General features: G+C 42.8%; 20 protein-coding genes. 7 read left to right on the top strand and 13 right to left on the bottom strand.

Annotated features, from left to right (window positions below; all coding sequences use genetic code 11):
* Nucleotides 1–37: 37 nt before the first annotated feature.
* Nucleotides 38–334, top strand: coding sequence for a septum formation initiator family protein (locus tag NT175_14405; GenBank protein MCX6235885.1), 297 nt, complete (start codon nt 38–40; stop codon nt 332–334).
* A 117-nt stretch (nt 335–451) separates the two neighbouring features.
* Here the strand turns inward: NT175_14405 and priA are convergent, their stop codons facing one another.
* The 6 genes from priA to NT175_14375 all read right to left on the bottom strand — a co-directional run bounded on the left by priA (nt 452) and on the right by NT175_14375 (nt 6,320).
* A complete protein-coding gene (gene priA / locus NT175_14400; protein MCX6235884.1) occupies nt 452–2,932 on the bottom strand; it encodes a primosomal protein N' in 2,481 nt (826 codons plus the stop codon).
* Between the two features lie 31 nt (nt 2,933–2,963).
* Nucleotides 2,964–3,944, bottom strand: coding sequence for a 6-phosphofructokinase (pfkA, locus tag NT175_14395; protein MCX6235883.1), 981 nt, complete (start codon nt 3,942–3,944; stop codon nt 2,964–2,966).
* Entirely contained in the window at nt 3,931–5,106 is a 1,176-nt protein-coding gene (locus NT175_14390; protein ID MCX6235882.1) for a THUMP domain-containing protein, read from the bottom strand. The genes pfkA and NT175_14390 overlap by 14 nt, the downstream gene beginning before the upstream one ends.
* Nucleotides 5,103–5,486: a thioesterase family protein gene (locus NT175_14385; GenBank protein ID MCX6235881.1), complete on the bottom strand. Its 384-nt coding sequence runs from the start codon at nt 5,484–5,486 to the stop codon at nt 5,103–5,105. Before NT175_14385 ends, NT175_14390 begins: the two co-directional genes overlap by 4 nt.
* A gap of 5 nt (nt 5,487–5,491) precedes the next feature.
* Nucleotides 5,492–5,896, bottom strand: a complete 405-nt coding sequence (locus NT175_14380) for an OsmC family protein (protein ID MCX6235880.1) — start codon at nt 5,894–5,896, stop codon at nt 5,492–5,494.
* 85 nt (nt 5,897–5,981) lie between these two features.
* Nucleotides 5,982–6,320, bottom strand: a complete 339-nt coding sequence (locus tag NT175_14375; protein ID MCX6235879.1) for a hypothetical protein — start codon at nt 6,318–6,320, stop codon at nt 5,982–5,984.
* 155 nt (nt 6,321–6,475) lie between these two features.
* On the opposite strand from NT175_14375, the gene NT175_14370 reads away from it, so the two are divergent.
* The 6 genes from NT175_14370 to NT175_14345 all read left to right on the top strand — a co-directional run bounded on the left by NT175_14370 (nt 6,476) and on the right by NT175_14345 (nt 14,507).
* Nucleotides 6,476–7,783, top strand: coding sequence for a HAMP domain-containing sensor histidine kinase (locus NT175_14370; protein ID MCX6235878.1), 1,308 nt, complete (start codon nt 6,476–6,478; stop codon nt 7,781–7,783).
* Complete coding sequence (locus tag NT175_14365) at nt 7,773–8,483, top strand: response regulator transcription factor (protein MCX6235877.1); 711 nt, start codon at nt 7,773–7,775, stop codon at nt 8,481–8,483. Before NT175_14370 ends, NT175_14365 begins: the two co-directional genes overlap by 11 nt.
* An 81-nt stretch (nt 8,484–8,564) precedes the next feature.
* Entirely contained in the window at nt 8,565–10,043 is a 1,479-nt protein-coding gene (locus NT175_14360) for a DUF5687 family protein (GenBank protein ID MCX6235876.1), read from the top strand.
* Between the two features lie 70 nt (nt 10,044–10,113).
* Nucleotides 10,114–10,836, top strand: a complete 723-nt coding sequence (locus tag NT175_14355; protein MCX6235875.1) for an ABC transporter ATP-binding protein — start codon at nt 10,114–10,116, stop codon at nt 10,834–10,836.
* Complete coding sequence (locus NT175_14350; GenBank protein MCX6235874.1) at nt 10,833–13,277, top strand: DUF5686 family protein; 2,445 nt, start codon at nt 10,833–10,835, stop codon at nt 13,275–13,277. Before NT175_14355 ends, NT175_14350 begins: the two co-directional genes overlap by 4 nt.
* Nucleotides 13,278–13,412: 135 nt before the next feature.
* On the top strand, nt 13,413–14,507 hold the full coding sequence (locus NT175_14345; GenBank protein MCX6235873.1) for an AI-2E family transporter: 1,095 nt from the start codon (nt 13,413–13,415) through the stop codon (nt 14,505–14,507).
* Here NT175_14345 and NT175_14340 read toward each other — a convergent pair.
* The 7 genes from NT175_14340 to NT175_14310 form a co-directional block, all read right to left on the bottom strand.
* Nucleotides 14,504–17,026, bottom strand: coding sequence for a TonB-dependent receptor (locus NT175_14340; protein ID MCX6235872.1), 2,523 nt, complete (start codon nt 17,024–17,026; stop codon nt 14,504–14,506). The genes NT175_14345 and NT175_14340 overlap by 4 nt on opposite strands.
* A 97-nt stretch (nt 17,027–17,123) precedes the next feature.
* Nucleotides 17,124–17,687: a ribosome recycling factor gene (frr, locus tag NT175_14335; protein ID MCX6235871.1), complete on the bottom strand. Its 564-nt coding sequence runs from the start codon at nt 17,685–17,687 to the stop codon at nt 17,124–17,126.
* Between the two features lie 37 nt (nt 17,688–17,724).
* Nucleotides 17,725–18,432, bottom strand: a complete 708-nt coding sequence (pyrH, locus tag NT175_14330) for a UMP kinase (protein MCX6235870.1) — start codon at nt 18,430–18,432, stop codon at nt 17,725–17,727.
* A 78-nt stretch (nt 18,433–18,510) separates the two neighbouring features.
* Nucleotides 18,511–21,807 (bottom strand): preprotein translocase subunit SecA, encoded by a 3,297-nt coding sequence (secA, locus tag NT175_14325; protein ID MCX6235869.1) that lies wholly within the window; start codon nt 21,805–21,807, stop codon nt 18,511–18,513.
* 254 nt (nt 21,808–22,061) lie between these two features.
* Nucleotides 22,062–22,283 (bottom strand): DUF2795 domain-containing protein, encoded by a 222-nt coding sequence (locus tag NT175_14320; protein MCX6235868.1) that lies wholly within the window; start codon nt 22,281–22,283, stop codon nt 22,062–22,064.
* Between the two features lie 93 nt (nt 22,284–22,376).
* The gene (locus NT175_14315) at nt 22,377–22,940 is read right to left on the bottom strand and encodes a cob(I)yrinic acid a,c-diamide adenosyltransferase (protein MCX6235867.1); all 564 of its coding nucleotides are present in this window, start codon (nt 22,938–22,940) and stop codon (nt 22,377–22,379) included.
* 84 nt (nt 22,941–23,024) lie between these two features.
* Nucleotides 23,025–23,756 (bottom strand): ABC transporter ATP-binding protein, encoded by a 732-nt coding sequence (locus NT175_14310; protein MCX6235866.1) that lies wholly within the window; start codon nt 23,754–23,756, stop codon nt 23,025–23,027.
* Nucleotides 23,757–23,861: the final 105 nt, after the last annotated feature.

The raw sequence follows: 23,861 nt of genomic DNA, 5'->3' as shown, positions 1-23,861 counted from the left end.
TTATTGATTTAAATTTGTGCTGATCAAATCGTCAGCGATGTTCAAAATCCTCCTAAAAATACTAAAAAATAAATTCTTCCTTGTCACTGTGGCCTTCCTGGTATGGCTAATATTCTTCGATAATAACAATATTTTATCCCGCATAGAGGCAAGGAAAAAACTCAGGGCTTTGCAGCAACAAAAGATATACTATCTTCAGGAGATTGAAAAGAACAAGAAGGAAACCATTGATCTTCAAACTGACACTGGAGACATAGAAAAGTTTGCCAGGGAGAAGTATCTGATGAAGAAGGATAGTGAGGATGTGTTTATTATGGTGGAGGAGGAGGAGTAAAGGGTAATTAGTCAGTTAGTCAATTAGTTAATTAGTCAATGTGATAATGATTGGCTCAGATTGGTGGTTATGATAATTAGTCCAAATAACTGGCCCAGGAATTTATTCCTGGGTTTATTAAATGGGGTCGACATTGATAATCACCCTGACAGGTTTATATTCCAGTGCAGTCTGAAATTTATCAATTAATTTACTGATCTCTGTTTTCATAGCTGAAGCTGACTCAGTCCGTTCGATTTTTATCATGACCTGTTTGATGTAAAGGTTCTTGATTCTTGATATGAGCGGATATTCCGGTCCCAGTATCCGTTTTGGAAAGCGTTGCCTGAGTTGGGCGGCCAGTACTTCAGCAGCCTTATTGAGCAGATTCAGGTCGCGATGCTGAAGTTTTACCAGCACCAGCCTGTAAAAGGGCGGGTACTTGAATTTTTGCCGCTGCATGATCTCCCGGTTGTACATGGAGAGGTAATCGTTCTCGACAACATCTTTTATCACCGGGTGTTGCGGATTGGCAGTCTGGATGATGACCTTGCCGCGTTTATTTTTCCTGCCTGATCTTCCGCTGACCTGTGCCATCATCTGGAAACTCCGTTCATGAGCCCTGAAATCAGGAAAAGTAAGCATATTATCGGCATTGAGTATGCACACCATGTTGACATTGTCGAAGTCTAGTCCCTTGGTGACCATCTGTGTGCCGACCAGAATGTCGATCTTTCTGGCTTCCAGGTCATTGATGATGCGCTGGTGAGCGTACCTTGTTTTTGTTGTATCAAGGTCCATACGGGTGATAGCGGCATCGGGAAAGAAAACCGCAAGTTCTTCTTCCACCTTCTCGGTGCCGAATCCCTGCATGATCAGACGGGTATTTTTGCATAGCGGACATTTGCCCGGCACATACATCGTATAACCGCAATAATGGCAGCGGAGGTGGTTACTTTTCTTATGATAGATGAGTGTGACGTCGCAGTTTTTACATTGTGGCACCCAGTTACAGGTATCGCATTCTATCCTGAGGGAGAATCCGCGTCTGTTCTGGAAAAGAATAGCCTGTTCATGGTTGAGCAAAGCATGATGGATGTGATCGAGCAGGAATTGGGAGAAGATGGACTGCATCTGTTTACGCCGTGTTTCAGCTTTGATATCTACCACGCTGATTTCGGGAAGCTGTATACCTCCATACCGTTCAGTCAGTTCAACGAGGCCGTATTTCTCACTCAGGGCATTATGATAGCTTTCGACAGATGGGGTTGCTGAGCCCAGCAAGGTTTTGGCACCATGAAGCCGTGCCAGGTAGAGGGCAGAATCCCTAGCCTGGTAACGTGGTGCAGGGTCCTGTTGCTTATAGGATGTATCATGCTCTTCATCGATGATCACCAACCCGAGGTTGTCATAAGGAAGGAATAATGCCGACCGGGCTCCGAGAATGACCTGGTGATTTTGATTTACAGGCTTTGAAAGGCAGTTTTTCACTACCGCATTCCATATTTCCACCCTTTCGTTTTCATTGTAACGTGAATGGTACACACCGATTTTGCTGCCGAAATACTTTCGCAGCCTGCTGATAATCTGGGTTGTCAGCGTAATTTCAGGAAGGAGATACAGCACCTGTTTACCTGCATCGAGGTACTCCTGGATGAGCTTGATATACATCTCGGTTTTACCACTGGATGTGATACCGTGTAACAGAACGATATCTTTATGCCGGAAGGTCTCTTTAATCTGATCAAAGGCTTTACGCTGATGGTCAGTGAGTGTGATAGTATCAGCGGTGAGGTTGGATTGGAATTCACCGAGCCTGCTGGTTTTTTTTTCGATAGTCTCGAAAATTTTTTTCTTAATGAGGGAGTCTAACTGGGAAGCAGAAGCTTTGACGCTTTTTAGCAAGTCGATACGCCGGATATCATCAAATCCCGCCCTCCCCCCGGAAGAAAGTTTAATATAGGAGACCAGTAATTCCAGCTGTTTAAAGGCCCTTTTATTCAGCTCATCAAATAGCTTATTCAGTGCGGTGTCATCTCTGAATTTATCTGTAAGCCTGACAAAGTTCTCTATTTTCGGCCTGTACTGTTCCACCAGCTCTTCTCTGATACTGATGACCTGTTTTTCAATAAGATTTTTTATAAGCGGAATAACCTTCCCCTGCCGGACAATCATTGAGACATCTGTGATGGTGAGTTCCTCCTGGTTCTGAAGTGCCAGTGCGACGAGGTATTCCTTTTCATTCAGGAGGGAAATATCGCCGGTGAATGAGGGGTTGATGACGATTTTAGATTCACTGGACAGTTTGAGAGCTGAGGGCAGGCTGGCAGTCATCACTTCACCGAGTGTTGACATGTAATAGGATGCCATCCACTCCCAGAATGCGATCTGGATAGGATTCACCAGTGGTATACTGTCGGGTACTGAAAGAATTTCTTTTGGATGGATGTCTTTTGGTGGTACCGAATGCACTGTGTGTATCAATCCGGAGTAAATCTTATGTTTGCCAAACTGAACGACAACCCTTTTACCGGATTCAACCTGATCATCTAATTCAGGTGGAACACTGTACGTGAACAGTCCCGGCACCGGCAATGGCAGAATGACATCAACAAACATAGCATTCCTTTTCGCAAAGGGTGAAGATTATTTACAACGATACTATCCTGGCGATTTCAAGCAGGTGATGGTCAAGCTCGGGATGCTGTTTGACGGCCTGAGATAATGGTGTGAGGACGATTTTTTTATCGATCATACCAATCATGATGCCGCTTTCTCCGGCGAGTAAAGCAATGACTGCCTCATATCCGAGCAGGGTGGAGAGGATGCGGTCATTGGCAGTAGGGGATCCTCCCCGCTGGATATGGCCGAGGATAGTGACACGCGTTTCAAATTCCGGAAACTTTTCTTCTATCTGTTTTGCGACACCATAGGCTCCACCTGCATCATCACCTTCGGCCACAATGATGATTCCGGAGGTTTTATTTTTTTTCCAGTCGTTTTTCAACATCCGTACCATGTAATCGATGTATGTCTTGGTTTCCGGTACAAGGATAAATTCTGCTCCCGAAGCCAGTCCGCTGCGCAGGGCGATGAATCCAGAGTCACGCCCCATTACCTCAACAAAGAAAAGCCTGTTATGTGAAGTAGCGGTATCCCTGATTTTATCCACAGCCTGTATGACGGTGTTGACAGCGGTATCATGGCCGATGGTGAAATCGGTACCAAATAGATCATTATCAATGGTGCCAGGTAATCCGACAATCGGATATTCATACTTTGATCCGAGAATGTTAGCACCCCTGAAGGTGCCATCACCACCGATGGCCACCAGTGCGTCGATCTTTGCATCAACAAGGTTCTGATAGGCTTTATCCATGCCCTCTTCAGTCATGAATCTCTCACTGCGTGCAGTTTTCAGGATAGTGCCGCCTAGATGGATAATATTGGAAACCGAATTACGGTTTAGAGTCTGAAACTGTTTATCAATGAGTCCTTCGTATCCCCGGTAAATTCCGACAACTTCAATATTATTGAACAGGGCATGCCTCACTGTGGCTCTGATAGCTGCATTCATTCCTGGTGCATCACCCCCAGAAGACAATATTCCGATTTTATTAATCCTGGCCATGTGACTGATTATTTACTTTTTTACTTCCTTTATAGAGTTCAAATTTAGCGAAAATACACTCAAGCGGACCGTTATATACGGTGTATTTTTTTGACGGCTTGAGTCCAATGGATTTCATGGCATTTTTATCAGCGCTGATCACCCATGCTGTGAATCCGGCAAATGATCTTTTTAATGTATCTCCGAATCGTTTGTATAAGGAAGTAATATCATCCACGCCAATACGTCCGCCATAGGGGGGATTGGTAATCATCATGCCATTTTCACATGGAGGGGTAAACGATTCAAAATCTTTGTTTTCAAGTTTGATAACCTGCTCCAGCCCTGCACTTTTAATATTCTGTGATGCCAGCCTAATCATCAGCCCGGAAATATCCGAGCCGATGATGGTATGAGTGATTGGTGTACGGAGCAGTTCGGATTCCTTTTTAACTGTGGTCCAGAGAGCAGGATCAAAATCCTTCCATTTTTCAAATCCAAAATTTTTACGAAACGCACCTGGCGGTATATTAAGTGCGATAAGAGCGGCTTCGATGGGTATTGTTCCCGAGCCGCACATAGGATCAAGAAAGCAGGTGTTTTTATTCCATCCGCTAAGAAGTATCAGACCTGCAGCCAGCGCTTCATTAACAGGTGCCAGCCAGCCCCTGTTTCGATATCCCCTTTTATATAGGGATTCACCTGAACTATCCAGTGACACTGTGCAAAAATTCCTGCTGATATGAATGCTGATATACATATCAGGATCATCTTTACTTACACTGGGACGCTGATCATATTTTTTCCGGAATTGATCGACGATAGCATCTTTTGTCTTTTGCACTGCGTACTGTGAGTGGCTGATATTTGACTGGCTTAAAACTGCGTCGATGCTGAATGTTTGTTGCAGACCGAAATACTCCCACCAGGGTATATCACTGATCTTATCATATAATTGCCGGTCATCCATAACCGGGAAAGAAGCGATGGGTTGCAGGATATGGAGAGCTGTCCTGCACCAAAGATTTGACTTGTACATTAATGCTTTGTCGCCGGAAAAGCTGACAGCGCGGGAGAGGATTTCAATATTTTCTGCTCCGAGTTCTTTTAGTTCGGCAGCCAGAACCGGTTCGAGTCCGGCGAAAGTTTTGGCGATCATTTTATAGGCCTGTATTGAAGTCATCTGAGTCTGTTGAGAAATTCTTCAGTATTAACAATATATCGTGAATGGCTTCCGGATCCGATAAGCCCTTTCTCATCCCAGGCGGTGACGCTGAAAGTTAGTTTTTTCCCTTCCACCGCCGTTAGTACCGATTCACAGGTTACTTTCATACCAACGGGAGTTGCTTTATGATGCCTGATATCGATGGCTGTTCCGACGGTTATATGACCCTCGGGGAGATAGGGTTTCACACTTAGCTGGGCAGTATTTTCCATTAATGCGATCATTGCCGGTGTAGCGTAGACGTCAACAAGCCCTGATCCATAGCGGAATGCAGTATCCTTCATCCTGACAGTAACGTGCTGTTTTCTTTTGGCACCAAGTGGAATATGTAATTCCATGGCTGTCAAAAATTAAAATTTATAGTTTGCCTGACATCAGGATGAAGGCTCAGGGAAACAGGACATTTTAAAGCAGCATTCCTGATGATGGTTTTATTTTTTTCGGAATAGCCGTTATCCGGGAAATGGAAATCAATGATGACTTCGCCGACTCTTCTGGGATTTGTGGCCATAATTTTTGTAATGGAAATTTGTGTTCCGTCAATGGAGAAGTTATATCTGCTGGCAGCAATGCCGATAATGGTCAGCATACAACTGCCAAGTGCAGCAGCCAGCAAGTCTGTTGGTGAAAATGCTTCGCCTTTGCCCTGGTTGTCAACAGGAGCGTCGGTAATTATTATCTCACCCGACAGGGTATGTTTAGCCCTTGTCCTTAAATTTCCTTCGTAAATAGTCTCAACTGTGATCATTTCAGAAATATTTCATAGAGTTTGATTTACAAAAATAAAAAACCCCGGTGAATGCCGGGGTATAAAAAGTTATATGAAATGCTTATTATTTCTTGCCAGGATTTTTCGATACACAACCGGTTTTATCTTTTGGACAACAGCTTTTAGTTTTTGGGCAGCAACCAGCTTTTGGTTCGCAGCTTTTCTGCATCGGGCAACCTTTTACGCCAGTGGAGGTTTTGATAGCATCGTTTGTTGTTGGGGTGGCTGTTCCCTGGGGAGCAGCGGGTGCCTGTTGATTTGTTACCTGTTTTGCATCCTTTTCAGTCTGAATCTTTTCAGTCTTGGGTTTCTGAGGTGTTGACTGAGCTTCTGCCTTGTATACACCAACTATTCCTGATGTCAAGAAGGCGGCTAAGGTTAAACTGATCAAAAGTTTTTTCATTGTGACTATATTTTAAGGTTAATAAATAAGTTTTCGTTTTTTACGGAGCAAACTTAGCAAAGGTTTGAATACACCTGTGTTAATAAAGCGTTAAATACTGTTAAAAATTTGTTAAATAACTCTTATTCACTGATCATTAGCCGTAATTTTGGTGCATGAAAAAGAGAACAATACTGGTCATTATACTTGTTGCTTCTGTTTCCCTTATTGGAGTGATCATCACGCAGTTGTTCTGGATTGACAATGCCTATAAGCTGAAGGAGGAACAATTTAACAGCCGGGTGATCATTTCATTGAAAAGTGTTGTCGCCCAGCTTCTCAGCCATAAGCAGATAACGGAGCAAGCCAACATCAATTCAGATCTCCCTGCCTGTTTCCCCGGACGTGCAAATATATATGATGTTGTCGACGCCCCATTACTGGATTCCCTGATCAAGGATGAATTCTGTACAATGATGATTGGTAAGGATTATGTCTATGGCGTGTTTCAGTATTCAACGGGTAATTTCATCATGGGAACATATGAGAATTATACTGATGAAATCATCAGCACATCTCATGTGGTATCTCTGGCCTGTGTGTGCAAAGGAGGTAATTATTTACTTGGGATTTATTTTTTCAACCAGCGTGGATTGATTCTCAGCAGAATTATTCCCTGGTTAATTTTATCGATCGTTTTCCTGATTATATTAGTTTTTGCCTTTTCTTTTTCGATTTTTTCGTTATTCAGGCAGAAGAAATTATCGCAGATGAAATCGGATTTTGTGAATAACATGACACATGAATTTAAAACCCCGATATCAACGATCTCGCTGGCCAGTGAAATGCTTTTAAAGCCTGAAGTGATTCAGTATCCTGACAAAACCAGGAGGTATGCTCATGTCATTTTTGATGAGAACCTGCGTCTAAAAAACCAGGTGGAGCAGGTTCTGAACATTGCCGTTCTTGACAAGAGTGATTTTAAGTTAAAGTTCAGAGAGATAGACGTTCATAAAACGATACAAAGCATTGTCAAGAATCTCTGCCTGGTGATGAAGGAACGGAAAGGTAAGATCAGAATGGACCTGGAGGCCTCCAAATACGTCCTCATGGCTGACCGCATCCATTTCATCAATATCATAAACAATGTCATTGATAATGCGAACAAGTATTCTCCGGAATCGCCATATATTTCGATATCGACATGTAACGTCAATAATGGTATTTTAATATCTGTTGAAGACAAGGGGATTGGTATCATGGCTGAGAACCAGAAAAATATTTTCAAGCGGTTCTACCGGGTACCTACAGGGAACATTCATGACGTAAAAGGCTTCGGTCTTGGATTATATTATGTGAAGACGATGGTGGAAGCCCATGGAGGCCGCGTTGACCTGAAAAGTGAAATTGGAAAGGGCAGCCGGTTCGATCTTTATTTTCCGTTTAACCACATAAACGAAAAACCAGGTCAGGATGAAGAATAATAAGTCAGGGATTCGTATATTGCTTGTTGAGGATGATCCCAACCTGAGCACTGTCCTCGGAGATTATCTTGAGATGCTCGGATATTCAACAGTTCTGGCCAGAGATGGTGAAGAAGGATATATATCATTCCGGGCTCATAAGATTGATCTTTGCATTCTCGATGTGATGATGCCTAAAAAGGACGGTTTCACCCTTGCAAATGAAATCAGGGAAAGAAATGAGGCTGTACCGATTATTTTTCTTACGGCAAAAGCACTTAAAGAAGACCGTATTATCGGCTTTAAATCGGGTTGCGATGATTATATCACAAAGCCTTTCAGCAGCGAGGAGCTGAGCCTGCGGATTGAAGCTATCCTCCGCCGTTGTACTGCAAAGGAAAACTCCATGCCTGACAGTGAAGAAGTATTCACGATCGGGAAATATACCTTTGATCCCCACAATCTGTTACTGAAAAGTGATAACTTCGAAAAAAAACTCACACGAAAGGAAACAGCCCTTTTAAAACTGCTGTGTATCAATAAGAATAAAGTCCTTACCCGCGAACAGGCATTGATAATGGTTTGGGGTGACGATGATTATTTCATAGGCAGGAGTATGGATGTATTTATCACAAAACTGCGAAAATACTTTAAAGGCGATCCCAGGATATCCATACTTAATGTTCATGGGACAGGATTTAAACTTGATGTAAGAGAATAAGCCATATTTCCAAAAAAAGTCATAAATTGCTCCCCTAACTAATGTTGACCATCCCCTTGTTCATTTAATACTATTATCTGTATGTTCAAATGGTTCATCCGCCATCAGTGGAAGCAGGCTACCAGGTCATCGATTTGGCAGAAAAATGTATTGACCAATGTCATTCTGGGCTTCTTCCTGTTTATTATTTTCCTTGAGCTTTTCCTGGTAGGAATACTGATCGATAAGATCCTCAGTGACATTGCGCCGGATAAAAATCCTGTCACCCTGTTCAATGGGATCCTGCTGTATTATTTTCTGTCAGATCTGGTTGTCCGTTTTTTTATCCAGCAGCTTTCGGCGTTTTCATTTGAGGCCTACCTGCACATGCCGGTAAAAAAGCCGGCTATCGTGCACTATGCCGTGCTAAAAACCAAACTCAGCATCTTTAATATCTTGCCTCTTTTTATTTTCATTCCTTTTGCATTTAAGGTCATTCCCCAGGTATATTCCTCAGGCATTTCCTGGATTTGGCTGATATCGGTGATAAGCCTGGTATTATTCAATAATTTTTTCGCTTCTTATCTGAAACGTCAGATCGGCAATAAGCCGGGAATTATCGGGTATGTAGCACTGATACTGGCCTTGGCCATAGCTCTCGATTACTTTCATGTCATTTCATTGTCGGCTTTATCAGGCCGGATGTTTAATTATCTATGCAGCCATCCTGTGATGGCTGTTATTCCTGTCTTCCTGATGATCTTATCTTATGTCAATTATTATGCTTTCCTAAGGGCGAAGTTATTTGCTGAAGAACTACAGACGCATAAAGACGGGAATGTAGATGCCTTAACAAACCTCCGGTATTTTAAAACGCTGGGCCTGACCGGTGAAATGATAGCCCTGGAAATAAAGCTGATGTGGCGTAATAAGCGGACAAGGACGATTATCTATCTCTTTCCGTTGTTTGTACTTTACGGGCTTTTCTTCTATCCCCAGCCAATATATCGCGATGGCTTTGCATTCCTGATATTTGTCGGCTTTTTCATGACAGGCGGCATGATGCTCAGTTATATCAACTATGCTTTCGGATGGGAGAGTTGTTATTTCGATGCTATCCTTACCAACAATATAGATTTTATTAAATATATAAGGATCAAATTCATGATCTCGGTCATGCTTTGTACAATATGTTTTATTGTCACACTGCCGTATGCTTTTTTTGGCTGGAAAATAATACTTGTCAATTTCGCCCTTTATTTGTATAATATTGGATTTCTGTCATTTATATTATTATACATGGCCACATTCAATAAGAAGAGGATAGATCTGTCGAGGCCATCGGCCTTCAATTACCAGGGTATAAGTGCCATGAACTGGCTGGCCATTTTACCGGGTTTTCTTTTACCTGTTTTGTTGGTTCTACCATTCCGACTGGCGGGATACCCTTATGCAGGAATTTTGTTTTTAGGCATCCTGGGCGTTGCCGGACTGGCTTTTCACAAATCATTATTAAAACTGATTGTCAATAACCTGGAGAAACGGAAGTACATCATGGCTGAAGGATTCAGGGAAAAATAGATCCTTATGCTGATCCTTATTAAATGAAATATTTCAGTGTGAATTCATAAAATTATTAAATAGTCATATTATGATCGAAGTAAAAGATTTAACCAAGGTTTACAATGGTGAGACCGTACTGAATATACCCGGTCTGGTCATCCGGAAAGGGGAGAGTTTCGGGCTTGTAGGCAATAACGGGGCAGGGAAAACAACCTTCTTCCGGTTGGTTCTTGACCTTATTCGCGCTAACAACGGGTATGTATTATCCAATGGCCGGAACGTCGCGCGTGAGGATGCCTGGAAAGTTTATACGGGTTCCTACCTCGATGAAGGATTTCTCATTGATTTCCTGACACCGGAAGAGTATTTTGAATTCATCGGCAAAGTCAATGGATTGTCGGATGGTGATATGACAGAATTTTATAACAATTTCAATGAATTTTTTAATGAAGAGATTACCGGTAAAAAGAAATATATCCGTGACCTGTCGCACGGAAATCAGAAAAAGGTTGGTATAGCTGCTGCCCTGATGGCTGAGCCGGAAATCCTGGTACTGGATGAACCCTTCAACAACCTGGATCCGACAACCCAAATCAGACTAAAGATCCTTCTGAAGGAACTCAAAAAGCAGCGCGACATCACCATGCTCATATCAAGTCATGATCTGAACCATGTAACCGAGGTATGCGACCGTATAATCATCCTCGATAAGGGCATTATTGTCAAGGATATCGTGAAGGATGAGAACACCCTGAAGGAACTCGAAGACTATTTTTACACTCAGATTTCTAACAGTTTACAAAGGGAATGAGAATCACTTTCCGAAAGCTGATTTTTCTGACGGCGTTTTTCTTTCCCTATCTTACGTCATCCCAGACCTATAATTTGGCTGGCAAAGTCATTGACAGTGCCACGCGACAGCCTCTCGCTTTTGTTAATGTTGTTGTCAACGATAGCCGTAGCGGCACTGTGACCGATATCGACGGGAAATTCAGAGTGTCAAATAATCAGCCCATTAGCATACTGATATTTAGTTATGTCGGTTATAAAACCCTGGCATTTCCAGTGACCGGTTATTCTGAGCCTCTTCTAATCCGGCTCACTCCCGGTATCATTGACCTGGCGGCCGTGGAAATCTTTCCGGGAATAAATCCTGCACACCGTATCATCCTCAATGCCATCGATAACCGTGACAGGAATGACCCGGAGAAAATGCAGTCGTTTTCTTATACATCCTATGATAAGATGTACTTTACTGCTGATGTTGATACTATTTCTAAGCCGGATACACTGCGTCCTGATTCAGGTTTTATCAAAACACAGAAGTTTTTCAGGGAGAAGAATTTATTTCTGATGGAAACCGTTTCGGAGCGTAAATTCCTGTATCCCGACAGAAATTATGAGAAGGTCGTCGCTTCACGTGTATCAGGATTTAAAGATCCGATGTTTGTATTTCTTATTTCCCAGATGCAGTCCACATCTTTTTACAAGGAACTCATAAAAATTTCAGATAAGAACTATGTAAATCCCATAAGCAGGGGTAGCATCAATAAATATTTCTTTGACCTGGCTGATACTCTTTTTCATGAAAACAGCCGGGATACTACTTATGTGATTTCGTACCGTCCATATAAGAGTACCAATTTTGACGGACTCAAAGGGCTTCTCTATATAAATACGAACGGCTGGGCCATAGAAAATGTCATTGCAGAGCCTGCCAGGGAAGAACGTGGTATCGGTATGAAGATTCAGCAAATGTATGAACTGGCCGATAATTCACATTGGTTCCCAGTACAACTCAATACGGATATTATTCTGAACTTTGTGGGAGTGAATGCTGACAGCAGCTCCTATCATGTTGTCGGAATAGGGAAGAGTTATATCCGCGATATCCTTCTCAATCCGGATTTAATCAAAAGACAGTTCAGCAGCATTGAAGTGGATGTAGATCCCATCGCATTCAAACAGCCGGAGACATTCTGGAAGGATTATCGCATTGACAGTCTTTCAGTTAGGGACAAAGAAACTTACCGTTATATTGACAGCATCGGAGATGCAATGGAGTTCGATAGAATTGCCAAGACTATAGAGACACTCATGACGAATAAAATACCTTATAAATTTCTTGACATTGACGTCAATAAATTTTTCAGGTACAACGACGTTGAGGGCTTTTATTTTGGGCTGGGAGCACATACCAATCAGCAGGTCTCTCGTCATATTAAGTTTGGTGGTTACTGGGGGTATGCATTCAGGGATAAAACAGCCAAGTATGGAGGGGATATCAGTTGGTTGGTGAGCCGCAATCGTGAGCTGGAATTCGGCATACGATATATTAACGATGTGGCTGAAAGTGGCGGAACACGGTTCTTTGATGATTATCGTAAGTTCAGATATGAAAATCTCCGTGATTTTTTGGTGATGAAAATGGACAGGATGGAAGTAAAGGAGGCAACGGTTGAATTCCGAGCGTTGCAATACATGAAGATGTGCCTGTCATTCGGTACAGCTTATAAAAAGTCAGGTTATGGGTATTATTATGGTATTGCAGGTGAATCCCTTGTAAATATGACCAATCAGTTCAATTTCACACAACTATCCATAGGATTCCGCTATGCATATAAGGAGAAGTTTTTAAAAAGTACCCGCGCCAGGGTATCTCTCGGTACGGATTATCCTATAATATGGTTCAATTATACGAGAGGATTAAAAGATCTTTTTGGAGGAGAATTTGCGTACGACCGGTTTGACTTGAAAATCCAGAAGTCATTTTATATCAGATATATCGGTAAACCGTCTGTACAGATCAGCGCAGGTCTTGTGAACACGCCGGTTCCCTGCAGTGATCTTTATTCGGGTAATGGCAGTTATCAGGCATTTACCATCTTTGCCCCAAACAGTTTTGCTACTATGCACCTGAATGAATTCCTTTCTGATCGTTATATTGCCTTATATTTCACGCATGATTTTGGTAAACTCCTTTACCGCGGCAACCATTTCAATCCGGAGCCGGCATTCGCTTTTAACATGGGTTTCGGATGGCTGAAATATCCTGGCCATCATTATGGTATTGACTATAAAACGATGGAGGATGGATATTTTGAAACAGGATTACTGATCAATCATCTTTTAGATGTAGGGCTTTTTTCAGTTGGACTCGGAACCTTTTACCGGTTAGGACCTTATACACTTAGCAGAACCATTGATAACTTTGCCTTCAAGGTTACCTTGCAGCTTCCTGAATTATTTTGATTGGCCTCACCCCCGTCCCCCTCTCCTTGGTCCCCGCGTACGCGGGGATCTGAGAGGGGGTGAAGGGGGTGAGGTTAAATTCCTCGTAATGTGGTAATGTTTTGCCTTTATTGATTTTTATCATAACTTTACATCATGAACAGATTTTTTAATCTTATCATCACTCTCCTAGGTATCGCAGTCATTTTTTTTCTTGTCTGGCGGTTTTCGGCCATTGTGTCTTTTATACTTATTTCAGCCATACTCTCTTTCATCGGCCAGCCTCTTGTCAGGATACTCGACAGGATAAAGATTGGCAGGTTCACTCTGCCTCATGTGCTCAGCACTATTATCACCCTCATTGTTATTTTATCTGTCATCATCGGTTTTTTTATTCTTTTTATACCATTAGTTGTCAGGCAGCTGGATGTCATTGCAAGTATCAACCTCGAACAACTTCACGAAAGTGTCAAAACGCCTTTAAATAATCTGCAGGAAATTCTGATCAGGTACCGTATCCTACCCCCTGATCAGACTATCGAGGAATTGCTTAACAGGCAGTTACAATCTTTTTTCAGCCTCAACACCTTTTCAAACCTTTTTTCCAATATTTTAAGCCTCACAGGAATGATATTTATCGGTATTATTTCCATTGTTTTCATGACGTTTTTCTTTTTAAAGGATGATCATCTGTTTTACAATGGCATGATGCTGTTCACTCCTTCAAAATATAAGGAGCAGACTTCCAATGCTTTAAGATCCATCCGGGAATTGTTGTCACGTTACTTTATAGGGCTCTCAGTTGAAATGATCTGCATGGTAGCGATGCTTTCCATAATTTTAACTATTCTGGGCGTGGATAATGCTTTTCTGATCGGTTTTTTTGGCGGGCTGATCAATGTTATTCCATACTTGGGTCCATTTATTGCCGCAGCGCTGGGTGTACTGATTGGCATTACGGCCAGCGTGAACAGCGGTGAGTATACGGCACTTATGCCCATTTTCCTGAAGATCATCGGAACATTTATTGTTGTCAAGGGCATCGATGATATCGTATTACAGCCATGGATTTACTCAACCAGCGTACGGGCACACCCACTGGAGATATTCGTTGTGATACTCCTTGCCGGCAGCATTGCCGGTATCATCGGTATGTTACTGGCAATCCCTGCCTATACTGTGGCGCGCATTATTGCCAAGCAGTTTTTAAATAAGTTCGAGGTGGTTCAGAACCTGACAAAGAGACTTTAGAACTCTGTTTCTTCACCGCTATCCTGTCTATCCTCACCATTCTCCAGTTTGTCCAGCTCCTTTTTGTAGTTGTTAATCCTATAGCTGAGGGTCAGGATAACAACGGGGGCTTCACGGGTAAAACGGTCATGTGAGTAAAAGCCAACGCCATTAGTGCTCATTTCATGCTTAGCCGTTTTAAAAAGGTCTCTTGCAGATAAGGAAACAGAGAGTTTCCTTTGCAGGAAGTCTTTCCTGACAGCCAGGTTAGCCATAAAGGAACCTTTCTCAGTACCCTGGGCTTCCACCTGCGGTCCTTCATATCGGGTTGTCAGCTGAAAACGCAGGTCGCCCCTGAGCTTCACTGTGACATTAAAGCGTCCTTCCCAAGTGAGACTTTTATTATCGACCGGCACATCATTGAGAGTTCCGACCAGACGGTAATGGAACATATCGAAGCTTCCAAACAACTCAAGCCATTTGGCTAATACAAGATCTGCTGACAGTTCCGCTCCCAGTGAATAATCCTTGTTGAGGTTTTCATCTTTATGAATCATAATGCCATCGGACCGCAATGTGGTTACCTCATCCATTTTGTTCCTGGTGATACGGTAATATGAATCCAGGGCGACAAACGATTCGCTGAATTTTTTCTGGTAGCCCAGTTCGTATGAATCAATATATTCCGGTTTTAAGCCAGGATTTCCCATGCGGATATTATAGGGATCCATATAGTTTTGAAAGGGGTCCAAATCCCACCCATGGGGACGGTTTATACGGCGGCTGTAACTAAGCATCAACTGCTGTTCCAGTGGCAACTCACGCGACAGGTGGATGGTAGGGAAATAATCCCATAGCGAAAGGACATAGGGATCGGGCGATTGAATGTCCTCAATCCGCCTGTCAGTATATTCGCCGCGTAATCCAAGCTGATACTGAAAGCCAAGCCATTTGCTCGAAAACATCGCATACAGAGAATGAATGGATTCCCTGAAATCCATCTGGCTGCTATACATCGGATTATCAATCCACGATCCTGACACATAATCGTAATTCTGAAAGAGATAGGTGGCATTTTCTTTTGCGATACGGCTCTGAAATCCGGCTTCGAGTTTCCCAGCTGTGCCCAAAGGCCTTACATAGTCGGCCTTTAACCTGAAATTATTTGAATGGTCGTCTTCGGAGGTGCGGTTGATATCGGGATTATAATCGATGATATTCCAGTTTTGGTCGGTGGTATAGTCCGACTGAGTCTCATTGTCATCGCCGATCCGCTTGGAGAAGAATGCCATAGCTTCCAGGGTATGGCCATTTTCCTTGAATTTATGCTGGAAGTTGAGCGTTGCATCGTAAAAATTACCTTTTCTCTCAGATACATTGTCGGAATAGGAATAATCATCTGTCGTGACAGGTAGGGTATAGATATAGCGGTTAGATGAGTTATTCATGTCAGATCCATAATATCCATATCGTCCTGAAAGAGAAACAGTGCTTTTATCAGTGACGAAATAATCTATGCCACCTTTAACATTATAGCCCTTTCTCGCTGATTTTCTTTGGGAATCGGTATTCCGGTAATTCGTCGTGTCAATCAGGTAGGTTTCAGTAGTGGAATGGCCTTTTCCGGTGGAATGGAAGTTATTATAGTCGATGCCACCAAAGAAATTGATTTTTTTTAACCTGTAATTCAGAAGAAGGCTGGCGCTATATTTATCACCTGTTCCCACTGAGGCGTTGAGGATTCCGTTCAGACCGGCTTTGATATTTTTTTTCATGATCACGTTAATGATGCCTGCGGTGCCGTCGGGATCATATTTAACAGACGGATTTGTGATAATTTCAATACGATCGATAGAAGATGCAGGTATTTGCCGCAGGGCTTCGCTGTTTTCGAGGACACTGGGGCGGCCATCAATGAGAAGGGTAAAGCTGCCGCTGCCTCTCAGGCTTACGTTGCCGTCAATGTCGACCTGCACCGAGGGCACGTTTTCCAGAGCCTCAATAGCAGTACCACCCTGTGACATAAGATCCTGGCTGACGTTTATTATTTTTTTGTCGATCTGGTAAACGACGTGTTGCTTATCAGCAACAATTTCAACACCACCAAGATTTGTTGCTGTCGCCTTTAAAGTGATCCTGCCCAGGTCCACGATTGGTTGTTTAGGTGTAACCTGGATGTCATTCATGAATTTATCGTCGTAACCTATAAAGCTGATTTTAATGTAGCAGATACCGAAGGTTACGCGGGGGAGCTCAAATTTTCCATCCTCGGAAGTGACAGTGCCGGAGACCATAACAGAATCTTTTGACCTGAAAAGTACGATATTGACATATTCCATCAGTGTACCAAGGTCCGCTTCAATGACTTGTCCCTTTATCACACCGCCCATGGGTCGCTGAGATAAATCGGCATTACCAGGCCGCTGTGCCTGAACAATGATAAAATCGAAAAATATAAAACAGAGAATAAATATTAGATTTTTCACTTTCCTGGCATATTTCAGATATTTTGTTGAAAGTATTAGATTGAATATAATCATACAGGTTTAATTCCTTTAAAAATATTTTTATAACAGGGGATTGGGCTTGAAGGGTTAGAAAGATTCCATGGATAATGCATTCACCGGAATCCTAATTTCAGACCGTCATGATATCTTTTTCCTTAGCTTCCAATACTTTATCAACTTTAGCGATGAAATCATCGGTCATTTTCTGGATGAGTTCTTCCAGCTTTTCAATATCGTCTTCGGGAGTGCCATCATTTTTTAGTTTTTTAGCATCTTCGTTGGCTATGCGTCGGATGGAGCGGATACTGACTTTTGTAGCTTCGGTTTCGTTATGTGCCTGTTTTACGAGTGCCTTTCTGCGTTCTTCTGTCAGCGTTGGAACGATGATGCGCAGCACTTCACCATTGTTCATGGGGTTAAAGCCGAGATTTGCTGCCATGATGGCCTTGTCGATGGTATCCAGCAAACTTTTATCCCAAGGCTGGACAATGATCTGCCGTGCATCGGGTGTGCTGATATTTGAAACCTGGCTTAGTGGCATTACAGAGCCATAATATTCGATCCTGATGCTGTCGAGCATATCGGGTGTCGCTTTTCCTGCCCTGATCTTCTGGAATTCGCGCTCCAGATGTACGATGGCATTGGACATACTTTCCCTGGCTTCTTCGAGACAAAACTGACATTCTTCTGTCATAGCTGTCGGTTTAATAGATGACTACAAAAATAATATACTAGTGATTACTAATGACAGTGCCAACATTTTCTCCTGTTAAAACTTTCAGCAGATTTCCGGGTATATTGAAGTTGAAGACAATGATCAGCATGTTGTTTTCCCTGCAGAGGGTAAAAGCTGTCAGGTCCATGATTTTCAAGTCTTTGCTGATGGCTTCATCAAAGGTCAGGTGTTCAAATTTCGCAGCTGCGGGATTTTTTTCCGGGTCGGAGTTATATACGCCATCCACGCGGGTTCCTTTCAATACTGCATCAGCTTTTATCTCCAGGGCACGGAGCACAGCAGCTGAATCGGTCGTGAAGAAAGGATTACCTGTGCCGCCACAAATGATTACTACATCGCCATGTTCAAGATACTGAATGGCTTTTCGCCGGCTCATGCGTTCAGTCACTTTTTCCACGCTCAGGCCTGAAAGGACATGAGCTTTGATACCGGTTTTTTCCAATGCCCATTGCAAAGCCATACCATTGACGACAGTAGCCAGCATGCCCATGTAATCACCCTGTACTCTGTCAATGCCGTCATTTTCTCCCAGCGATCCCCTGAAAATATTTCCTCCGCCGATCACAATGCCCACTTCCACACCTTTATCGGCGATGCTTTTGATTTCATTTGCATAAGCGGCCAACTTTCCCGGATCGACAGTTTCATCGGCACTCATCAGTGATTCACCGCTTAGTTTGAGTAAAACACGCTTGAATTTCATTAATCAGGAATTAATCATTAATAATTTGGTTTACATTATTTTTTCTCAAGTTTTCTTTCATACGAATAAGAATGGATGTCATTTACCGATGCCATGGCAATGCTTATACTTTTTACCGCTGCCGCAAGGGCAGGGATCATTACGTCCAACCTTTTTCTCAACCTTTACGGGTCCCGTTTTCTGTGGCTGCTGAGTATTACTGTATGCCTGCGACAACAGGTCGGTACGTTCTTCCTTCAATTTGCTCATGTCAGGTCTGCTGCGTACCTGTGCTGCTTCACGCACCTGCCCTGTATCCTGGATAGGCAGATTGCCTTTGATAATGAACGAGATACTCTCCTTATTAATCTTGTCGAGCATTTTTTTAAACAGCTCGAATGATTCAAATTTGTATATAAGTAAAGGGTCTTTCTGTTCATAGGTAGCCGATTGTACCGATTGCCGGAGTTCATCCATCTCCCGCAGATGTTCTTTCCAGGCTTCATCAATCATGGCCAGTGTGATGCCTTTATCTATGGACAGGGGTACTTCTTTCCCATTTGTTTCAAAAGCTTTTTTCAGGTTGGCGATCACCTGCATGACCTTACGTCCATCGGTTATCGGGATAGCAATATTCTCATAGCGTGATTGTGTTTCATAAACCTCTTTGATGACAGGGTAAACCTTTGTGGCTATCATTTCACGTTTGACCTGATAATTGTTATATACTATGTTGAAAAGTTTTTCTGTGGCCTCTTCACCGTTAAGTGCGAAGAATTCTTTTTCATTAAAAGGCGACTCGATGCCAAAAAGCTTGATGAGTTCCAGGCTGAATCCTTCGAAATCGCGTTCATCTTGGTAATCGATGACGATTTTTTCGCAAACATCATAAATCATATTAGAGATATCGATTGACAATCGTTCGCCATAGAGGGCATGCCGACGTTTCTTATAGATGACCTCTCTCTGTGAGTTCATCACATCGTCGTATTCCAGCAGTCGTTTTCGTATGCCGAAGTTATTTTCTTCAACTTTTTTCTGTGCCCTTTCGATAGATTTGGTGATCATAGGATGCTGGATGACTTCACCGTCTTTGATGCCGAGGCGGTCCATAATTTTGGCAATACGTTCGGAGCCGAACATGCGCATGAGGTCATCTTCGAGCGAGACAAAGAACTGGGAGCTGCCGGGGTCACCCTGACGGCCGGAGCGGCCACGCAACTGGCGGTCGACACGACGTGATTCATGGCGTTCGGTGCCGATGATAGCCAGGCCGCCGGCTTCTTTCACACCAGGCCCCAGCTTAATGTCAGTACCACGTCCTGCCATATTTGTGGCGATGGTTACCGTACCGGCCTGGCCGGCTTCCAGGACAATCTGTGCCTCTCTCTGATGCAGCTTGGCATTCAGTACATTATGCTTTATGCCCCTCATTTTGAGCATGCGGCTTAGCAGTTCGGATGTTTCAACAGATGTGGTACCAACAAGAACCGGTCGGCCTATGTTGATGAGTTTCGCAATGTCATCAATAACGGCATTGAATTTTTCTCTTTTTGTTTTGTAAACCATGTCTTCTCTGTCATCCCTGACGACCGGCCGGTTTGTGGGGATAACCACCACATCGAGCTTATAGATGTTCCACAACTCACCAGCTTCTGTTTCAGCTGTTCCGGTCATACCGGCCAGTTTTTTATACATCCTGAAATAATTCTGGAGTGTGATTGTGGCGTAAGTCTGGGTGGCAGCTTCCACCTTGACATTTTCTTTTGCTTCGATAGCCTGGTGCAATCCATCGGAATACCGCCGGCCTTCAAGAATACGTCCTGTTTGTTCATCGACGATCTTGATCTTATTATCCATGATAACGTATTCGACATCCTTTTCAAAGAGAGCGTAGGCTTTGAGCAGTTGGTTAACCGTGTGGATGCGGTCGGATTTGACTGAAAAGTCCTGCATCATTACATTTTTCCGCTCCAATCGTTGTGCTTCGGAGAGGCTGGAACGTTCGAGTTCAGCAATCTCTGCACCGATATCCGGCATAATGAAAAAACTCGGATCATCATATTCTTCATTCAGCAGGTCAATACCCTTTTCCGTCAGGTCAATGGAGTTATGTTGTTCATCGATTACGAAGAACAGTTCATCATCGATGATATGCATGTTTTTGGCCTGTTCCTGAAGATAGAAATTTTCGGTTTTCTGCATCAGGGTTCTGATCCCTTCTTCGCTCAGGAACTTTATTAAGGCTTTATTTTTAGGAAGACCACGGTAAGACCGGAATACCTGTTCCCCGACTTTCTTTTCATTTTCGGCATTATCGCTGCTTTGCATTAATTGTTTAGCCTCAGCCAGGATCTTGGTGACAAGGGTTTTCTGGGCATTATATAGTTTCAGGATATTCGGTTTGAGTACATCAAATTCCTGGGTGTCTCCTTTTGGAGTTGGTCCTGAAATGATAAGAGGTGTACGGGCATCATCAATCAAAACGGAGTCGACCTCGTCGACGATAGAATAATAATGCGGGCGCTGCACGAGTTCATCAGGGTTGCCGGTCATATTATCCCTGAGGTAGTCAAAGCCGAATTCGTTATTTGTTCCAAAGGTGATGTCAGCAAGATAAGCATCGCGGCGTTCATTGGAATTGGGTTCATGTTTATCGATACAATCCACTTTAAGCCCATGGAACTGATACAGCATGCCCATCCATTCAGAGTCTCTTTTTGCCAGATAATCATTAACAGTGACAATATGAACGCCTTTACCTGGCAAGGCATTGAGGTATACCGGCAGGGTGGCTACCAGCGTTTTCCCTTCACCTGTGGCCATTTCTGCAATTTTTCCCTGGTGCAGGACGATGCCACCGATAAGTTGGACATCATAGTGTGTCATATCCCATGTGATCAAATTACCGCCGGCCATCCACTTGTTAAAATACCGGGCTTTTTGACCGGTGATGTTGATGCTGTCGAATCTGGAGGCCAGGTCACGGTCCATGTCAGTGGCAGTGACTTCGATGTATTCATTTTCCTTAAACCGGCGTGCAGTTTCTTTCATCACTGCAAATGCTTCGGGAAGAATTTCATCGAGGATTTCCTGTGTTTTGCGATAACTGTCTTTTTCAAGCTGATCGACAGCATTGTAAAGTTTCTCTTTTTCTTCTGTATCGAGGTCAGGATTATTTTCAGCCTTTTCTTTTAATTTTTTGATTTCATTCTCTTCATCGCTGATATAATCGTAAATTCTGGTTCTGAATTCAAGGGTTTTAGCCCGCAATTCATCATTATTCAATTCCTTGATGGCTTCATATGCCTGCCGGATCGTTTGCACTGCCGGCATGATGATTTTGATATCCCTATCCGATTTACTGCCCAGGAACTTTGAAAGGAAACTCGCCATTGTGTAAATCTTAAATAACTATGCAGAAAATATAGAACAGCTCGGCTTTATCAAGTATCATTCCGCTAGAATTATCATGTCACATTGACATACAGCTAATATTTCACGAATTAATAAAGACAGGCAAATTTAAGTTAAAAAGTGAAAACATCGATAAAACAACAATAGAAACAGGAAGAGAGTACCGGGTAAAGTGGAAGGCAGAAGGGGAAAGGATTTAATGTTAAACCTTAAATTTAGAAATTGTCAATTATTTAGTATTCGTCCTCATGAAAGAAAAAATCCTCTTTAGTAGGATAATCAGGCCACAAGTCCTCAATACTTTCATATACCTCCCCTTCATCTTCAATTTCCTGGAGGTTCTCGATCACTTCCTGAGGTGCGCCTGATCTGATGCAATAATCTACCAGTTCGTCTTTTGTAGCAGGCCATGGTGCATCTTCCAGTTTTGAAGCCAATTCCAGAGTCCAATACATATTCAGGAGATTTTATAAGTAAATTTTTGCAAAAGTAATTTTTTTTTAAAAACAAAGAACAAAATGAAAAATTATTAAAAAATTGCCGGAAAGTCATGTCATTCTAGCCTTCCAAGGGATTTCAGTGACTTTAAAATCGTGTGTGAATTTTCTGGCCAGGACAAACAGGTAATCCGACAAGCGATTGAGATATTTAATGATCAGTTCATCTACATCAAAATGCTGAGCCAGCCTTACGGTAAGCCTCTCAGCACGGCGGCATATGCATCGGGCCACATGGGTATGCGATACCGTGATGTGACCACCGGGAAGGATGAAATTTTTTATCGCAGGCAACTGTTCATTCATTTTGTCGATTTCGTTTTCCAACAGGGTCACATCATCTTCGAAGAGGTGTGGCAGTGATGCAAGTGAGGTGGGATTATCGGCAGCAAGCAGGGATTCGGCGGTAAACAGCCGGTCCTGGATTTCAATGAGCATTTCCCTGGTATGCATATCAGTGTCCTGATCGCGGATGAGACCGATATAGCAATTCAGCTCGTCTAAAGTGCCATAGGCTTCAATACGGTCATGAAATTTTGGAACTCTCTTGCCACCAATCAGCGATGTTTCTCCTTTGTCGCCTTTTTTGGTGTATATTTTAAATCCGTCATTCATGTGAGACAGTCAATAAATCAGGATAGAAAATTAGTGAAATTCAACAGTAAAACAATGTAAAAAGAGAAAAGTTTTCATTTCTTATTATGAAGTAACTTCAGTTTTATAATGCTCCATAGTGATGATATCGGGATTTATTTCATCCGACTCGACCATGCCGTCTCTTAAACGGATGATACGATGTGCATGGCGGGCAATGTATTCTTCATGGGTCACCACCATAATGGTGTTACCGGCATTGTGAATTTCTTCGAGGAGTCCCATAATCTCAATCGACGTCTTTGTGTCGAGGTTTCCTGTGGGTTCATCGGCAAGTATCAGTGATGGATGGTTGACAAGCGCCCTGGCGATAGCTATTCTTTGTCGTTCTCCGCCTGACAATTCATTAGGTTTATGACGTATCCTATCGCTCAAGTTCACACTTGTCAGCACCTCCGTGGCTCTTTCCGTCCGTTTGGCTTTGTTAATACCGGCATAAATCTGAGGCAGCATGACATTTTCGAGAGCTGTGGAGCGTGGCAAAAGATTGAAGGTCTGAAACACAAAACCAATTTCTTTATTCCGTATTTCTGCCAGGGAATTATCATTCATTTTACTGACATCGTTACCATTGAGTAAATAGCTTCCGGATGTTGGTGTATCGAGGCATCCGAGGATATTCATCAGTGTCGATTTACCGGAACCCGACGGTCCCATGAGGGCCACATATTCATTCTTAGCTATGTCAAGTGTGATACCCCTGAGGGCTTTGACGATCTCGGTTCCAAGTTTATAATGGCGGGTGACGTCGATAAACTTGATGAAGTCCTTAGTCATATATTTTCGTTTTTTATGGAATGTCAAAGTTAAAAAGAATTGTGATAATGTTATATTATTGGAGTGATAAAAGATACAAGTTGCAAGTTGCAAGTTTCAGGTTGC

This window comes from Bacteroidota bacterium, assembly GCA_026391695.1.
In the GTDB taxonomy this organism is placed as follows: Bacteria; Bacteroidota; Bacteroidia; order Bacteroidales; family JAGONC01; genus JAPLDP01.
Note: the sequence above shows the minus strand (reverse complement) of the source record. Positions and strands in the feature narration are given on the sequence as shown.

Bases quoted from the DNA above. Each gene is read 5' to 3' on its own strand.
- NT175_14370 (MCX6235878.1), top strand. From the start codon at position 6,476: ATGAAAAAGAGAACAATACTGGTCATTATACTTGTTGCTTCTGTTTCC.
- NT175_14315 (MCX6235867.1), bottom strand. From the start codon at position 22,940: ATGAATGACGGATTTAAAATATACACCAAAAAAGGCGACAAAGGAGAA.
- NT175_14405 (MCX6235885.1), top strand. From the start codon at position 38: ATGTTCAAAATCCTCCTAAAAATACTAAAAAATAAATTCTTCCTTGTC.
- NT175_14340 (MCX6235872.1), bottom strand. From the start codon at position 17,026: ATGATTATATTCAATCTAATACTTTCAACAAAATATCTGAAATATGCC.
- NT175_14390 (MCX6235882.1), bottom strand. From the start codon at position 5,106: ATGACTTCAATACAGGCCTATAAAATGATCGCCAAAACTTTCGCCGGA.
- priA (MCX6235884.1), bottom strand. From the start codon at position 2,932: ATGTTTGTTGATGTCATTCTGCCATTGCCGGTGCCGGGACTGTTCACG.
- NT175_14355 (MCX6235875.1), top strand. From the start codon at position 10,114: ATGATCGAAGTAAAAGATTTAACCAAGGTTTACAATGGTGAGACCGTA.
- NT175_14310 (MCX6235866.1), bottom strand. From the start codon at position 23,756: ATGACTAAGGACTTCATCAAGTTTATCGACGTCACCCGCCATTATAAA.
- frr (MCX6235871.1), bottom strand. From the start codon at position 17,687: ATGACAGAAGAATGTCAGTTTTGTCTCGAAGAAGCCAGGGAAAGTATG.
- pyrH (MCX6235870.1), bottom strand. From the start codon at position 18,432: ATGAAATTCAAGCGTGTTTTACTCAAACTAAGCGGTGAATCACTGATG.
- NT175_14375 (MCX6235879.1), bottom strand. From the start codon at position 6,320: ATGAAAAAACTTTTGATCAGTTTAACCTTAGCCGCCTTCTTGACATCA.
- NT175_14345 (MCX6235873.1), top strand. From the start codon at position 13,413: ATGAACAGATTTTTTAATCTTATCATCACTCTCCTAGGTATCGCAGTC.
- NT175_14385 (MCX6235881.1), bottom strand. From the start codon at position 5,486: ATGGAATTACATATTCCACTTGGTGCCAAAAGAAAACAGCACGTTACT.
- NT175_14365 (MCX6235877.1), top strand. From the start codon at position 7,773: ATGAAGAATAATAAGTCAGGGATTCGTATATTGCTTGTTGAGGATGAT.
- NT175_14350 (MCX6235874.1), top strand. From the start codon at position 10,833: ATGAGAATCACTTTCCGAAAGCTGATTTTTCTGACGGCGTTTTTCTTT.
- NT175_14320 (MCX6235868.1), bottom strand. From the start codon at position 22,283: ATGTATTGGACTCTGGAATTGGCTTCAAAACTGGAAGATGCACCATGG.
- NT175_14360 (MCX6235876.1), top strand. From the start codon at position 8,565: ATGTTCAAATGGTTCATCCGCCATCAGTGGAAGCAGGCTACCAGGTCA.
- NT175_14380 (MCX6235880.1), bottom strand. From the start codon at position 5,896: ATGATCACAGTTGAGACTATTTACGAAGGAAATTTAAGGACAAGGGCT.
- pfkA (MCX6235883.1), bottom strand. From the start codon at position 3,944: ATGGCCAGGATTAATAAAATCGGAATATTGTCTTCTGGGGGTGATGCA.
- secA (MCX6235869.1), bottom strand. From the start codon at position 21,807: ATGGCGAGTTTCCTTTCAAAGTTCCTGGGCAGTAAATCGGATAGGGAT.